16 protein-coding genes are annotated in these 14,488 nt (G+C 57.9%); 6 read left to right on the top strand and 10 right to left on the bottom strand.

Annotation, left to right across the window (positions count from 1 at the left end):
- Positions 1 to 3 precede the first annotated feature (3 nt).
- Positions 4 to 627, top strand: coding sequence for a LysE family translocator (locus Q334_RS0115740; RefSeq protein ID WP_027314050.1), 624 nt, complete (start codon positions 4 to 6; stop codon positions 625 to 627).
- A 50-nt stretch (positions 628 to 677) separates the two neighbouring features.
- Here Q334_RS0115740 and Q334_RS0115735 read toward each other — a convergent pair whose 3' ends face one another.
- The 7 genes from Q334_RS0115735 to cofG form a co-directional block, all read right to left on the bottom strand.
- On the bottom strand, positions 678 to 1,682 hold the full coding sequence (locus tag Q334_RS0115735) for a TIGR03842 family LLM class F420-dependent oxidoreductase (protein ID WP_027314049.1): 1,005 nt from the start codon (positions 1,680 to 1,682) through the stop codon (positions 678 to 680).
- A gap of 77 nt (positions 1,683 to 1,759) precedes the next feature.
- Positions 1,760 to 2,428, bottom strand: a complete 669-nt coding sequence (npdG, locus tag Q334_RS0115730) for an NADPH-dependent F420 reductase (RefSeq protein WP_027314048.1) — start codon at positions 2,426 to 2,428, stop codon at positions 1,760 to 1,762.
- A complete protein-coding gene (gene cofE / locus Q334_RS0115725) occupies positions 2,425 to 3,198 on the bottom strand; it encodes a coenzyme F420-0:L-glutamate ligase (protein ID WP_027314047.1) in 774 nt (257 codons plus the stop codon). The genes npdG and cofE overlap by 4 nt, the downstream gene beginning before the upstream one ends.
- Complete coding sequence (cofC, locus tag Q334_RS19480) at positions 3,183 to 3,812, bottom strand: 2-phospho-L-lactate guanylyltransferase (protein ID WP_051527877.1); 630 nt, start codon at positions 3,810 to 3,812, stop codon at positions 3,183 to 3,185. The genes cofE and cofC overlap by 16 nt, the downstream gene beginning before the upstream one ends.
- A 10-nt stretch (positions 3,813 to 3,822) precedes the next feature.
- Positions 3,823 to 4,806, bottom strand: a complete 984-nt coding sequence (cofD, locus tag Q334_RS19475; RefSeq protein ID WP_035461845.1) for a 2-phospho-L-lactate transferase — start codon at positions 4,804 to 4,806, stop codon at positions 3,823 to 3,825.
- Positions 4,803 to 6,038, bottom strand: coding sequence for a 5-amino-6-(D-ribitylamino)uracil--L-tyrosine 4-hydroxyphenyl transferase CofH (gene cofH / locus Q334_RS19470; RefSeq protein WP_051527876.1), 1,236 nt, complete (start codon positions 6,036 to 6,038; stop codon positions 4,803 to 4,805). Before cofH ends, cofD begins: the two co-directional genes overlap by 4 nt.
- Positions 6,039 to 6,060: 22 nt before the next feature.
- A complete protein-coding gene (cofG, locus tag Q334_RS0115705; RefSeq protein ID WP_027314046.1) occupies positions 6,061 to 7,191 on the bottom strand; it encodes a 7,8-didemethyl-8-hydroxy-5-deazariboflavin synthase CofG in 1,131 nt (376 codons plus the stop codon).
- Here cofG and Q334_RS20460 point away from each other — a divergent pair.
- Positions 7,177 to 7,467 carry a hypothetical protein gene (locus tag Q334_RS20460; RefSeq protein ID WP_155889016.1) on the top strand — a complete coding sequence of 97 codons (291 nt, stop codon included), beginning with the start codon at positions 7,177 to 7,179 and terminating at the stop codon, positions 7,465 to 7,467. The two genes, cofG and Q334_RS20460, sit on opposite strands and share 15 nt — an antisense overlap.
- Here Q334_RS20460 and Q334_RS0115700 read toward each other — a convergent pair.
- Positions 7,424 to 8,134: a TetR family transcriptional regulator C-terminal domain-containing protein gene (locus Q334_RS0115700; protein WP_245593701.1), complete on the bottom strand. Its 711-nt coding sequence runs from the start codon at positions 8,132 to 8,134 to the stop codon at positions 7,424 to 7,426. The genes Q334_RS20460 and Q334_RS0115700 overlap by 44 nt on opposite strands.
- A gap of 237 nt (positions 8,135 to 8,371) precedes the next feature.
- On the opposite strand from Q334_RS0115700, the gene Q334_RS0115690 reads away from it, so the two are divergent.
- The 4 genes from Q334_RS0115690 (at position 8,372) to tpx (ending at position 11,547) form a co-directional block, all read left to right on the top strand.
- Positions 8,372 to 9,607 carry a Zn-dependent hydrolase gene (locus Q334_RS0115690; RefSeq protein ID WP_027314044.1) on the top strand — a complete coding sequence of 412 codons (1,236 nt, stop codon included), beginning with the start codon at positions 8,372 to 8,374 and terminating at the stop codon, positions 9,605 to 9,607.
- A 111-nt stretch (positions 9,608 to 9,718) separates the two neighbouring features.
- Entirely contained in the window at positions 9,719 to 10,453 is a 735-nt protein-coding gene (locus Q334_RS0115685) for a glutathione S-transferase family protein (RefSeq protein WP_051527875.1), read from the top strand.
- 8 nt (positions 10,454 to 10,461) lie between these two features.
- Positions 10,462 to 10,944, top strand: a complete 483-nt coding sequence (locus Q334_RS0115680; protein WP_027314042.1) for a cupin domain-containing protein — start codon at positions 10,462 to 10,464, stop codon at positions 10,942 to 10,944.
- A gap of 105 nt (positions 10,945 to 11,049) precedes the next feature.
- Entirely contained in the window at positions 11,050 to 11,547 is a 498-nt protein-coding gene (tpx, locus tag Q334_RS0115675; RefSeq protein WP_027314041.1) for a thiol peroxidase, read from the top strand.
- Positions 11,548 to 11,583: 36 nt separating this feature from the next.
- Here the strand turns inward: tpx and Q334_RS0115670 are convergent, their stop codons facing one another.
- The gene (locus Q334_RS0115670; protein ID WP_027314040.1) at positions 11,584 to 13,263 is read right to left on the bottom strand and encodes a GGDEF domain-containing protein; all 1,680 of its coding nucleotides are present in this window, start codon (positions 13,261 to 13,263) and stop codon (positions 11,584 to 11,586) included.
- Between the two features lie 125 nt (positions 13,264 to 13,388).
- On the bottom strand, positions 13,389 to 14,423 hold the full coding sequence (locus tag Q334_RS0115665) for an AbrB family transcriptional regulator (RefSeq protein ID WP_027314039.1): 1,035 nt from the start codon (positions 14,421 to 14,423) through the stop codon (positions 13,389 to 13,391).
- Positions 14,424 to 14,488: the final 65 nt, after the last annotated feature.

Genomic DNA, 14,488 nt, shown 5'->3' with positions numbered 1-14,488 from the left:
CGCATGACCCTGACCACTCTGGCACTGTTTATCCCCGCCTGCTTTGCCCTCAACATGGCACCCGGCCCCAACAACCTGTTGGCTCTGCATAACGGCAAATGCCACGGCATTGGCCAAGCCTGTTACGCCGGAATCGGTCGCCTGCTGGCCTTTGCCCTGATGATCAGCCTGGCGGCCACCGGTCTGGCGACCCTGTTGTATGCCTCAGAGCGGCTGTTTTGGGTGATCAAACTGGCAGGGGGGCTTTATCTACTGTGGCTGGCCTACCAACTCTGGCGGGCGCCTATTGAGATAGCTGCCCCGCAAACAGAGGCAAGCGCAGCGACCTTGGGCCGTTTAATCCGCCAGGAGTTTTATCTGGCCGCCGGCAACCCCAAGGCGATCCTGATCTTTACCGCCTTTTTACCCCAGTTTGTCGACCCCAATGGCCCGGTCGCCAGTCAGTTTGTCACCCTGGGCAGCCTGTTTTTGCTGCTAGAGGCCCTGGCACTGCTGATCTATGCCTATTTTGGTGCGGTGCTGGCGCACTGGTTTGACTCCCCAGCGAGTCGCCGCCTGTTTAATCGCGGCAGCGCCGCCCTGCTTGGCAGTGCCGGGGTGGGGTTATTGTTGGCAAGAAGGGATTAAACCGAGGTTTAAGTGGCTGCCAGGCGCCGTAGCGCCTGGGCCAGCCGGGCTTAGCGGGCAAACTTGGGAATAATATGCTCGCCGTATTCCGCGATGATGCGCTCTTCATCACCATTATCGAGATAGATGTTGAACTGGGTGGTACCCACTTCTTCCAGTGCCTTGAGCTTGATCAGGTGCTGTTCCAGACTGCCGAGCACGCAGAAACTCTCCACAATGTCCGGGGTAATAAAGTCGAGGTAGGGGTTATCGCTCTGGCCATGCTTGGAGTAGTCGTAGCCCTTACGCTGTTCGATGTAATCGGTCAGGCTCTTCGGCACCAGGCCCGAATCATTGCCGTATTTCTCCACGATATCCGCCACATGGTTGCCCACCATGGCCGGGAACCACTTAGTGCGATCCAGACAGGTTTCCATGTCACCGGTAAAGGCCGGCGCTGAGGCAATCACCTGGAAGTTCGACATATCCCGTCCGGCGGCTTTACCTGCCTCCAGAGCCTGTTCGGTAAACCACTTGATCAGGCTGGGCTCGGCAATTTGCAGGATTACCCCATCCCCTACTTCACCGGCGGTGGTCAGCGCCATCGGCCCGTAGGCTCCGATGTATACCGGCAGCTCGTAGCCTTCCGCCCAGGGCAGTTTGACCGGCTCAGGGCTTTCACCGTAGTACACCTCTTCGCCCCGCACGATGGCCTTCACCTTCTGGGTAAACTCCGCCACCCGCGCCAGGGTTGCCGGCTTTTTGCCCATCACCCGCATGGCGGAATCGCCACGGCCAAGGCCCACCACGAAGCGCCCTTCACTTTGCAAGGCCAGGGAGGCAAACAGGCTGCCCGCCACCGACCAGTCACGGGAGTTGGGGTTGGTGACACAGGGGCCAAATTTCATGGTGCGGGTATGTTCCATGCACATGGCAATGGCGGGATAGCATTCACGCCAGAGCACGTGGGAGTCATAAAACCAGCAGTGGGTGAAGCCGGCGGCTTCCGCCTGACGCACCAGATGACGTGCCCGCTGGGGGCTAACGAAGCCTTTAAAGGTTATGCCGAATTCCATCGGATTTCTCCTGTTACTTGTTATTGTTGCAGGGGTACAGCACAGCCACGTGGTCTAATGGAAGCCACGCGACCTGGTTAGCTGCCGGGAGCCCAGATACGGATACCGGCATGGGTAAAGGGCACCGCCTTGGAGATATTCAGGCGAATCAAAATCGGCGTAATGGCCTCAATGCAGCGGGCACTCTCCGCCGGACCTGCGTTGTAAGCCTGCACATCAAGCTGTTTGATCAGCTCGATCACTTTGTTTTTGGCTTCCAGATCATTGCCGCAGACCAGAATGTCGCAGTTGATCGCCTTCTCCAGATGCTTGAGGGTGGCGGCGGAGACATTGTGTAACGCCCCCACCACCGGAATCTCTTCTCCCAGTAAGGCTTGGGCGGCTTCAGTGGCGGAGCCTTCAACCGGCATCGCCACGCGCTTGGGGTCGCCTTCCATCAAAGGCACCACCAGATCGACCAGAATCTTGCCCCCCAGCAGGGGCTTAATGCTGCGCAAGGTGGCATCGTGGGCGCTGTAGGGCACCGCCAGCATGACGATTTCATTGGCGGCAGCGACCGCCCCCAGGTTGTCCTGACCTTCAATCAGGCTCTCAGGCAAGGCCAGCTGGGCATTCAGTTCCGCGGCGATTTCCGCCGCACGCTGGGCATCACGGGAGCCGAGCACCACCGGCACACCGGCGCTGGCAAAACGCAAGGCCAGGCCCTGGCCCTGGGGGCCGGTGCCACCAAGAATGGCAATTTTCATTTGAACAAATCCTCTTCTGGGGGTCGGACAAGTTGCTGGGCCGAGCTGGACTGGGGTTGCCAGTTCAGGCCACGAAACAGAATCACCGGCAGGCGGGCATCTTTGCCCATCAACAGGCCAGAGGCGGCAGCCAGTTCATCCGCCAGGGCCGGAATAGTGACCGCCAGCGGGCGGCCAAAGGCATCACATTCACCCACCCAACTGACCGTGGCGGGTACCCGCGCCAAACCAATGGCGACGTTGACCAAGCCCAGACGCCAGGGGCGGCCGAAGGTATCGCTGATGACAATGCCAAGCTGGCAGCCGCTGGCCTGTTCCAACCGTTGGCACAGGGCCTGGGCGCTGGCATCCGGATCAGCTGGCAGGGTCAGCACTTCGCCTTCACCGCCAACATTGGACTCATCCACCGCGGCATTAGCACAGACAAAGCCCAGACGATGTTCGGCAATCAGTACCCCTTCGGCTTGCTGGGGGCGCTTCATCGCCCGTAACACCCGCTTGGACTCACGCAGAATCACTTCAACCTTGCGCGGGTCTTTGGCGACCTGGCCAGCGAGTTGCACGGCCTCGGCGGAGGGTTCGATATCCGCCAGGCGATAGCGGCAACCCTCGGCCTTGGACACCACCTTGTGGGCCACCACCAGGATGTCGCCCTGCTGCAATTGCAGACCGTTGCGATCCAGCGCCGCCAGAATCAGGCTGGCCAGATCATCCCCGGCCTGAATATCCGGCAGGCCTGGAACGGCAATAATGCTTACTGAGTCAGGCATGACAGCCACTCCCGTGCTGTGCTGGCATGGCGCGCCGCCGCCAGCTGTTGCAAGTCCGCCGGGGTATCCAGGTCTTCCGCCAGATGGGGTAACTCCAGCTGCACAAAGCGCAGGCCACGCTGCTCCGCCTGCTGGCGATGCAACAGGCTGGAGCCGGGACCAAAGCAAAAGGGCAGTACATCCGGCGGGCTGGTGAGCAAGGCATTGGTGCCCAGATCATGGGCGGGGGCCAACACCACCTGGCAGCCAGCCTGGCTTAGCAGATGCTGCAGTTCGTCCTTATCCAGCTGGGCGATATCCGCCGGTAACAGCAGCTGCGCCTGATAGCCCTGTTCCTTGGCCCATTGCGCCGCACTGGCTGCCGCCTGATTGAGGCCATGGTTGCCGCTTTGCTGCAGCACCTGGGCGCCGTAGCGCTGGGCCCGCTCGCTGATGCTGGTAGAGGCCGTCACCACCAGCACCGGGTACTGCGGCAGGTGGCAACCCAGAAAAGCCAGGGTCTGCTCGAACAGGGTCAGGGCCAGCTCGGCCCGTTCATCGGCACTGAGATAACCCTCCAGTCGCTGTTTGGCCTGGCTGGGGTCTTTCATCGGAATCACGATTAGCGTTTGCATCCTCATTCCCTCAGATGGCCTGGGCCAGGTTGACGGGGTTCAGGCAGGCATCGGCGCGCAGCAGCAGGCTGGCGGCCAGACGCTCCTTGCTGGCGCTATCCTGCATCAGGGTATCGAGACACCAGGGGATGATGCCGAGCCCGGCTACTTCCGGCACCAGAGCCGCATCGGCCTGATCCAGCACCATCACCTGCACCAGATCGCGGTAATACTCGGCCACCCCCATGGCATCAGCACGCAGGCCAAGACTTTGCAGCAAGTTGGCCGCCGGACCCTTGACTGCCTTGCCGGAAATCAACGGCGAAACCGCAATCTTTAACGCTGGGCTGGCGCTAATGGCCGCACGTATCCCAGGCACCGCCAGAATCGGGTCGATACTGAGCAGCGGGTTACTGGGGGCGAAGATGATCAGCTCCGCCTCGGCGATGGCGGCCAAGGCTTCAGGCGTGGGACGGGCCTGCTCAAGGCCGCGAATCGCCAGCTCCAGCACCTCTGGCTGGCAGCGCTCACGGACGAAGTATTCCTGAAACCCCAGCCAGCCCTGAGCCGTGCGTACCTGGGTTTGGATGCAATCATCGGTGGGCAGTAAAATGCGCGGCCCTACCCCCAACTGCTGGGCAAGATGCTGGGCGATTTCCGTTGGTCGCCAGCCTTCTTCACGCAGGCGGGTGCGCACCAGGTGGGTGGCAAAATCCTGATCTCCCAGCCACATCCAGGTTTCCTGTCCCAGACGCTGCAGGGCTTGCAGGCAGGCATTGGTGTCCCCCTTCAACCCCCAACCCTGTTCCCGGTTAATCAGGCCCGCCAGACTATAGGTGAGGGTGTCGATGTCCGGCGAGACCCAGAGGCCATGAAAACGCTGATCATCCGCCACATTGCCAAGGATGCTAAGTTGATCCGCCAGGCAGCAGGCCGCTAGCCCTTCGGCTAACTTGGCGCCCCCCACCCCACCGGCCAGCAGCAGCACTTTAAAACCCGGTTGTATAGAGCTCATGCCGCCCCTCCCAATGCCACCTGTAGCAGTGGAATACGCTGGTGCAGGCCCTGCAGCGCCGCTTCATCCCGATAATGTTGCAGGCTCTGGTAGAGGGTATTGCGCCGCACCGGCTGTAACCCCGCCCGGCGGATCATCGCCACCATGTCAGCGGGGACGATTTCCTGGCCGTGCTTGCCCCCCGCCGCGCGGGAGATGCTCTCATTCATCAGGGTGCCGCCCAGGTCATTGGCACCGGAGCGCAACATCCGCTCGGCATATTCCGGCCCCAGCTTGACCCAGGAGGCCTGAATATTGTCGATCTTGCCCTGCAACATCAGGCGGCTTACCGCATGCATGCGCAGGTTTTCACTGGCGGTGGGGCCTGGACGCACCTCGGAGCGACCGGTGTAGAGCGGTGACTCATAGTGGACAAAACCCAGCGGTACGAATTCGGTAAACCCCCGTGCCTCGGGCTGCTCCTGCTTGAGGCGGCTCTGCATATCCGCCAGTAGCTGAATATGTGCCGCCCAGTGGCGCGGCTGATCCACATGGCCATACATGATGGTAGAGGTGGTGGGCAGGCCTAAGCGATGGGCGGTGCCGATAATCTCCACCCAGGCGGCGGTGCTGAGTTTGTCCTTGGTCAGTTGCTGGCGGATTTCCACGTCGAGGATTTCCGCCGCGGTACCGGGCATTGAGCCCAAACCATGTTCAATCAGATCCTGAATAAAATCGGCATAGGACAGGCGGCTCTTGCGCGCGCCATAGAAAATCTCGAACGGTGAGAAGGCGTGGATATGGATGTCCGGCACCTCGGCCTTCACTGCCTGCAAAATCCGGCGGTAATGGCTGCCCTCAATATCCGGATGCAAACCGCCCTGAATACAGACCTCGGTCGCGCCGCGATCCCAGGCTTCCCGGGCGCGGCGCGCCACTTCTTCCAGGCTGAGCAGTTCCGCCCCGGCTTCATGTTTGCGCTTGGCGAAACCGCAAAAGCTGCAGCCCATATTGCAGACATTGGTGAAGTTGATATTGCGGGTAATGACGAAGCTGCCCTGCTCCCCTACCCGCTGTTGGCGCACCTGATCCGCCACCCGGCTGAGGACTTCTTCCTCCCGTGGTAGGCATTCAAACAGGGCCAGCCCCTCTTGTTGATTAAGGGCCTCACCGCCCAAGGCTTTTTCCAACAGGGCAGCAATCTGGGGGCGCACCCCCATCCAGTTCAGCCCTTCCACACGGATTCCACTCATTTGTTTACTCCTGGACCAGGGCTTAGCTGGCCAAACACTGATGTTGAGCCAAGCCATCGGCTCGGCACAGCGGGGCAAGGCGCGCCTGTACCGCCGCCTCGACAAAGCCCGGTTGCTGCTGATAGGCCGGATAGAGCGCCAAGCGCTCCTCCAGCAGACAGCCTTGCTCGGCACAGGCCGCCGCCAGCAACTCAAGCTGTGGCCAGGCTTTTTCCGGATTGATGTAGTCGCGGGTCAGGGGGGAGATGCCACCCCAGTCATTGATGCCCGCCTGGATATAGTGGCCATAGCGCTGCTGCAGATTCGGCGGAGCCTGCAGGCTGATGGAGGGATGCAGCAACAGCCGGGCGACCGCCAGGGTGCGCAACATCTCTTCCAGGCTGGGTTCGGGATAGTTGGCCATCGGTGTGCCTGGCTTGGCACAGAAGTTTTGGATAATAACTTCCTGAATATGGCCGTACTCGGCATGCAGGCGATTGATCAACAACAGGGAGTCGATACGTTCATCCCAGGTTTCGCCAATGCCAATCAGAATACCGGTGGTAAAAGGCACCTGCAGACGACCGGCACGTTCCAGGGTGCGGATGCGTTGCAATGGCACCTTATCCGGGCAGGCATAGTGGGCACCGCCCTTTTGCAGCAAGCGCCGGCTCATGGTCTCCAGCATCATGCCCATGCTCAGGCAGCGGGGTTTGAGCAGGCGCAGCTCATCTTCATCCAGGGTGCCGGCATTGACGTGGGGCATCAGGCTGGATTGCTCCAGCACCTGATCACAGCAGGCGGCGAGGTAATCGGTCATGCGCTGATAACCCAGTGCTGCCAGAGCATCCCGCGCTTGCTGATAACGGCGCTCGGGCTTTTCACCGAGGCTGAACAGCACCTCTTTGCAGCCCAGCTGTTGGCCCTGCTGCACAACCTCCATCACCTCGGCGGGGGTCATGACCTTGGCGCCGGGGCTACCGGGGCGTTGGACAAAGGTGCAGTAGCCACAGTCATCACGACAAAGTGTGGTCAGGGGCACAAACACCTTACGTGAATAGGTCAGGCGCTCACCGTAATGCTGCTTACGCAGCTGCACGGCCTGGGCACAAAGATCCTCAAGTTCACCCCCACTAACCCCTTGTAGGGCGAGGGCACTATGACGGCTAAGCATGGCTGGTTCCCGATTTTGTTTTTATTAGTTCGGGGCAAAAGCTGTGCAATCGCTATACAGTTTTTACCTTTTGGTAAAGCCAGTCTAGAAATAGTTTTACCAGACGGTCAAGGAAGCAAATTAAAAAAATCTGCAGAAAGCCCAGCATCAGCAAAGAAGTCGTTGAAACTAAAAAGAAAAAATTTAGAAATAAAAACGGCAGCCAAAGCTGCCGTAGTCATTGCAGGAGGTGTTAGGCCTTACTCAGCCCGGTTCCCTTCAAAATCAGTTGGGTGAGGAAGTCCCCCGCCTGCTGGAACACCGCGTCATCCAGCTCCTCTTTACCCAGTGCCAGCTGAATCTGGATAGCAAAGTCGGCATAGGTTTGGGTGGCGGCCCAGATCATAAAAAACAGATGTTCCGCACTTAAGGCATCCATTTCACCTGTGGCAATCCAGGAGTTCACCAGGGCCACATCTTCCTGCAGCTGGGGAATCAGATGCTCTTGCAGATAGCCACGCAGGTGCGGAGCGCCATTGATAATCTCGTTGGCAAAAACTTTGGAACCATCCGGGTGCAGGCGGGACAGTTCGATCTTGCCGCGAATGTAGTTCTCTAGCATGGCAGCCGGGGTTTTCCCCTTTTGTTCCAGCAGCGCCATTTTCTCCAGCCAAAGGTTAAGAATATGCTCCAGTACGCTCAGATAGAGCTGCTCCTTGGAAGGGAAGTAATAGAGCATGTTCTGCTTGGATAACCCGGCTCGTTCGGCAATGGCCTCCACCGAAGCACCGTTATAACCAAAGCGGGCAAACACATACTCAGCTGCGGTCAGAATTTTCTGCTCGTTCAGCTCACGGCTACGACTACGACGCTGGGGCCGATCCTTCTGTTCGGTCAGGCTGGCAACCCGCTTGGGGGTAGCACGGCCTGGTTTGGCATCCTTGTTAGATGAAACCGGTGGCACGTTAGGGCTCACTCTGTTGTGGAATAAGAAAAGGGCTGGACAAGTTTACCATGAGGTCAGAGTCGGCCAAACCCAAACGCCACTTGGCTTTGCGCTTATTTGTATGGTTGTCACACCAGCTTGGTAGTTTGCCCCAACCCATTTTGTTGATTTTTTCACCAAGCAATCCTTGACCATATGGTAAAGCCAATCTAATTTTTCCATTCGGTAAAACAAACTCAACAAGAGAGGCAACCGATGGGCACAATAACAATAAACGGCCAACGCTTGTGGGACAGCCTGATGGAGATGGCCAAAATTGGCGCCACTCCCAAAGGCGGTGTCTGCCGACTGGCACTAACGGATTTGGATAAGCAGGGCCGTGATCTCTTTGTCAGCTGGTGCAAAGAGGCGGGATGCAGCATCCGCATCGACAAGATGGGCAATATTTTTGCCCGCCGCGAAGGCAGTGAACCTGACCTACCCGCTGTAGTCATGGGCAGCCACCTGGATACCCAGCCCACCGGTGGCCGCTTCGATGGTATCTACGGGGTGCTGGCGGGACTGGAAGTGATCCGCAGTCTCAACGACCAAGGCATCCAAACCCGTCACCCGATTGAGGCCTCCGTCTGGACCAATGAAGAAGGCTCGCGCTTTCCACCCGCCATGGTGGCCTCTGGCGTCTTTGCGGGGGTATTCGATCTGGAATATGGCCTCAGCCGGGCGGATCTGGATGGCAAAACCATGGGACAAGAGCTGGCCCGCATTGGCTACGCCGGTGAAGAGCCCGTGGGCGGGCGCCCATTAAAAGCCTTCTTCGAAGCCCATATTGAACAGGGGCCGATTCTGGAGGATGAGGGCAAAACCATCGGTGTCGTTACCGATGCCCAGGGGCAGCGCTGGTATGAAATCACCCTCACCGGTCAAGAAGCCCATGCCGGCCCCACCCCCATGCCCCGCCGTAAAGATGCCCTGGTGGGTGCCGCGCGGATTATCGACCAGGTTAATCGTATCGGCCTCAACCATCAGCCCTTTGCCTGCGCCACTGTAGGCTTGGTACAGGTGCACCCCAACTCCCGCAATGTGATTCCGGGCCAGGTATTCTTCACCGTCGATTTCCGCCATCCCAATGCTGAGGTGCTCAGCGCCATGGATCATGAGCTGCGCGAAGTCTGTGCCAGCATTAGCCGTGAACTGGGCTTGGAAATGGCCTTCGAACAGATTTGGTACTCGCCACCGGTTCCCTTCGATGCCGACTGTGTGGCCTCCGTCCGTGAAGCCGCCCAGGCACTGGGTTACAGTCACCGTGATATCGTCAGCGGTGCCGGCCATGATGCCTGCTATATCGCCCGGGTGGCGCCCACGGCCATGGTATTTGTGCCCTGTGAAAATGGTATCAGCCACAATGAGGTGGAAAATGCCGATCCCGCTGACCTGGAGGCAGGCTGTAACGTCCTGATTCAGGCGGTACTGCGTCAAGCACAACAGCTGTAAGCACGGCAACCAGCGCATGCCGCAACAGTCTTTTGCCGGGCTTTTGCGGCCGCCAGCCTAGCGGCTCCGGTCGGATCGGCTAAGTTAGATGAACCGAACCGGAGCCGCATTATGATCAAGCTTTATCAATTCCCGATTTCTCATTACAGCGAAAAGGCGCGATGGGCCTTAGCCTATAAGGGCCTGCCCTATCAGAAAGTTAATCTACTACCAGGGCTGCACAGCAAAACCACTACCCGGTTGGCTAAACGCTCCTCGGTGCCCATCCTGCAGCATGAGCAGAACATCATCCAAAACTCCAGTGACATCATTGATTACCTAGATCAGCACTTTAGTGAGCGCCCCCTTACCCCCGTCGACCCCGCTGCCCGCGCACAGGCCTTAGAGTGGGAAAACTATGTCGATAAAGAACTGGGTCCCCATGTGCGCCGTCTGTGCTATTTCACCCTGCTGGATCATCCCCGCCTCTGTATCAGCCTGCTTGGCCACCAAGGGCCCTGGTACGGCAAGCTGTTTCTGCGTCTGATTTTTCCCAAGCTGCGCAAGCTGATGTACCACTATCTTAAGATCAGCCCTGAATCGGTAGCAGAATCAGAACAGCAGGTCAGGCAGGCTTTGGCTAAACTCAATCAGGCTTGGCGTCATAGTGGCTACCTGGTAGGAGATCAGTTTAGTCGGGCGGACTTAGCTGCCGCCGCGCTACTGGCACCGCTGTGTGCCCCCAGTCAATATGGCATTCCCTGGCCCAAGCATTACCCGCAGCCGTTGGACAGTCTCTGTCAGCAGCTGTCCCCCCAATTGCAACGGGTACGTGAGCTTTACCGCCTGCACCGCCCGGATAGCTGAGGTCTAGCATGGATACCTACCTGCTCAAGCGCGAGGAAATTGAAGCCTACCCAGGGGTGGAGAAGGTGCACTTTCTCAACCCCAACGCCCGTCGTACCAATAAATCCCTAGGGGATCTGACTGGCCTGCAGCAGCTGGGTTTTCACCTGATTGAAATTCCCCCTGGTTGCGACTCCACCGAACTGCATTGCCACTATTATGAGGAAGAGTGCGTCTACATTCTCAGCGGCCAGGCCACCGCCACCCTGGGGGAGCAGCAATACAGCGTCGGCCCCGGCGACTTTCTTGGTTATCGCGCGGGCGGGCTGGCGCACAAGCTACATAACAGTGGCACCGAACCATTGCGCTGCCTGGTAGCGGGACAACGGCTGGATCACGATGTGGCCGACTACCCCGCCCAGGGCAAACGCATTTACCGCAACCGCGACCTGCCCTGGAATCTGGTTGAGCTAGCCGCCATCGACACGCCTGAAGCAGGACGAAAAGTTTAACCGGCAGCTATTCAAATGATGACAAGCTCGCTAGGCTTAACCTCTGTTTTGAGTCGCCATGACTCAGCCAACCACCATACTTAACTGCCATACAAGGAGCCCACTATGGCCACTGTTACTCTGCGCGGTAATCCCTTCAACACCAATGCTGATCTGCCTACAGTCGGTCAGGCCGCCCCCGCCGCTACCCTGGTTAAGGCAGACCTGTCCGAGCTGGACCTGGCCAGCCTCAAGGGCAAAAAGGTGGTACTGAACATTTTCCCCAGCATCGACACCCCCACCTGCGCCCAGTCCGTGCGCGTTTTTAACCAAAAGGCCAGCAGCCTGGAAAACACCCTGGTGGTGTGCGTTTCCCAGGATTTGCCCTTTGCCCAGGCCCGTTTCTGCGGCGCAGAAGGTCTGAATAATGTTGTTACCGCTTCAGGCTTCCGTTCTGATTTTGCCGACCGTTATGGCGTGCGTATGGTCGATGGCCCTCTGCGTGGCCTAACAGCCCGTGCAGTGGTGGTATTGGATAGCGAAGGTAACGTTAGCCACAGCGAACTGGTCAGTGAAATCGCTGATGAGCCCAACTATGAAGCTGCACTGGCAGCGTTGGCATAACTAAAAATGAAGGCGTCAGCCCTCAGCCATGAGGGGTCAGGCGCCTTTTTTCTGGGGCTCAAGCAGAATGCTATTGAGCCGGCTGAGTTTAAAGGGCTCCGCTGAGGGACCAGGCTCGGCATCTGAGCGACGCCGTCTAAATAGCCGCTTATCGGCATACATGCTCTCATCAGCATGACGTAACAGGGTCGCCACATCCTGCCCATGTCGGGGAGCACAGGCATAGCCTACGGCAGCAAACACCGGCAGGGATACACCATCGACCTCCACCTCATTTAGCAACAGATTCTGTAGGCGCAGGCAGTACGAACGCATCGCCACTTCATCCATCTCGGTATCCAGAATCATGGCAAACTCATCCCCTCCCAGACGCCCCACCCACTCCGGTCGAGTTGTCATGCGCTTAAGCGACTGCCCTACCTGCTGCAGTAATTTATCGCCCGTCTGATGCCCATATCGATCGTTGACCTGCTTAAACGCATTCAGATCGACAAAAATCAGTGCACAGGCTTGGTTTTTATTCAGCAGGCGCTGGCGCAAACACTCATGAAAATATTGTCGATTGAGTAACCCGGTGAGGCCGTCCCGGCTTGCTTCCAACGCCAGCCATTGCGTCAGTTTGTGGTAGCGCCACATCCACCACACCAGCATCGCTGCCAGCCCCATAAACAACAGACGCCAACTAATTTGCTGCCAGCTTTGTTGAATCAACAGTCCCTCATCCACCACCAGCACTAAACTGGCGGGAAAGCTCTCCAGCCTTAGACTACGAGTCCAATAACCATGTTGTTGCTGCCAGGGGGTTTCCACCTGCTCAACCCGCCAAAAGGAATAGAGATTACGGATATGGGCCATCTTGGCCTGATGTTCTACATAGCTGGGCTGCGCCAGCACCTGGCCATCGGTATCAATCAGCAGTAGCTTGGCCTCTTCCTGCTGGTACTGTGCCAGAATCTGGGCTAACTGACGCAGGGTAATATCCAGCGCCACCGTGCCACGGAAGCGATCTTCCCGGTCATAAACAGGTGCCGCTGCGGTAATCATCATGCCCTGCCCGGCAGCATCCTCATAAGGCGGCGTCCAGAATAACTGACGTAAGGGGTTATATTCAGGCAGGCCTAAACGGTAAAAGGGTAGCGCCAACTGCTCCGGGCCAAATTGAAACACCGATGAAGGCGCCGCCGGGTAAAGATAAAGAAAGTTATCTTTAGAGGTGTAATACACCCAGGCCGCCTCAGGGATATTTTCCCTTAATGTCTGCATCAACGGAGTCAGACTCAGCACCGCCAACGCCTCTTGATAACGCTCACTGCCGGGCAGAGGCAGCTGCCCAATCCCGGTGAGGGAGCCGCTGGGGGTATTGTGCATCGGCTCACTTTGCTCAAGCTGAGGAGCTAACCAGGTATCCTGATGAAAGCGATTACCTTCGTCCTGATTAAGCCCCTGCAACTGCGCCTGCCAACGCGGCAATTGGGCAGGAGATTGATCAGCAATTACTAACTCCGCCTGGCGCTGCAACAAGCGTAATTGGCTACTCACCTGTTTAAAGCTTTCAGAGAGTTGACGATTAGCCTGGTTCAGACGTAAATCCCACGCTTGCAAAATCTGCTGTTGGTGGAGACGCAAGTCCACATAGCTCAGGGCCATGGCCAGCAGCAAAACCAGGGCACAGACCCAGGGATTGAGCTTCAGTAAAAACCAACGTGGTGCTTGCATGGCCACAACCTGATAAGAGTTCTATCAGAGTTTGTAACCATACCCGGGGCCAGGCTCAAATCAGGATCACGCCAATCCCCCTCCAGCAGACGCCTAGTTAAGGCAGTACAGAGATTGCGAAAACTTTACCCGGTTTTCCGCTGCAGTCGGTGCAATACCAGGGGCACCAACAGACTCATCAGCAATACCCGAAACAGGTGATGCCCCCCCACATAAGCAGGGTTAAGGTCAAACGACATGGCCAACATCACCATCACCTCTATCCCCCCGGGGGCAAAGGCCAATATGGCCTGCAGCAGAGGAATTCCCAATAGCCACCAGGCCAAGGCAGCACCGGCCAGGCTCAAGCCAAGTGAAAACAACAACCCGCCCATGCCCGCGCGGATATCCAGAATCGACTGGCGCACGTCCAAGGCATTAAAGCGAGAGCCCAACAGCGTCCCTAAAATCAGCAAGATCGCACTCAGCCAGAGGCTGGGTAACTGAATTTGCCAGCCTAAACCCAGCTTTAACAGCAGCGTCACCGCCAAGGCGCCCAACAAATAAGGTGCGGGTAAACGACACTTCCAGGCCAACACGCTACCCACACTGGCCAGTAACACCGTGAGAGCGGCCAATTTCCAGGCCCCAGGCTGCAGTGAACCTATGCCATGGCCTTCCAATCCCAGTAAGGGTAATAACAAAGGCACCACAGCGACTAAAAACAGCAAACGCACACTGTGAACCAATACGATTCGACGGGTATCGGCACGGGTCTCCAGTGCCATCGTTAACACAATCCCCAGATTGCCCGGCGTGCCGCTAAAGAGCGCATCTTCCCGTGACCACTCCATACGGTGTCGATAAAAGCGGTAAAGCAGAGCCAACAACAGCAGCAACATCAGTGTCATCAACAACAAGCTACCGCTCCAATGGGATAACTTGGCGACGATATCCGCATCGACACTGGACCCCATCGACACCCCGAGCAATACCCCAATGCCCAGATTGATACGCTTGGGCATCCGCACCTCGACCCCCAACAAGGCCGCTAAGGTCACCGCTGCCAAACTTCCTAGCAGCCAAGCAGATGGCCAGTTCAGCCAAGAGGCCAGCATGCCTCCCAGCCCTCCCAATAGCAGAGTACGCAGCACCAGTACTAGATTCCGTCCTCGTTGCATCCTTCACACTCCTGTTACAGCCCCAGTCAATGGAGCACCTCGTAACCTTGCTCTACCAAGCCGCT

This window comes from Balneatrix alpica DSM 16621, from assembly GCF_000619885.1.
Taxonomy (GTDB): domain Bacteria; phylum Pseudomonadota; class Gammaproteobacteria; order Pseudomonadales; family Balneatricaceae; genus Balneatrix; species Balneatrix alpica.
Note: the sequence above shows the minus strand (reverse complement) of the source record. Positions and strands in the feature narration are given on the sequence as shown.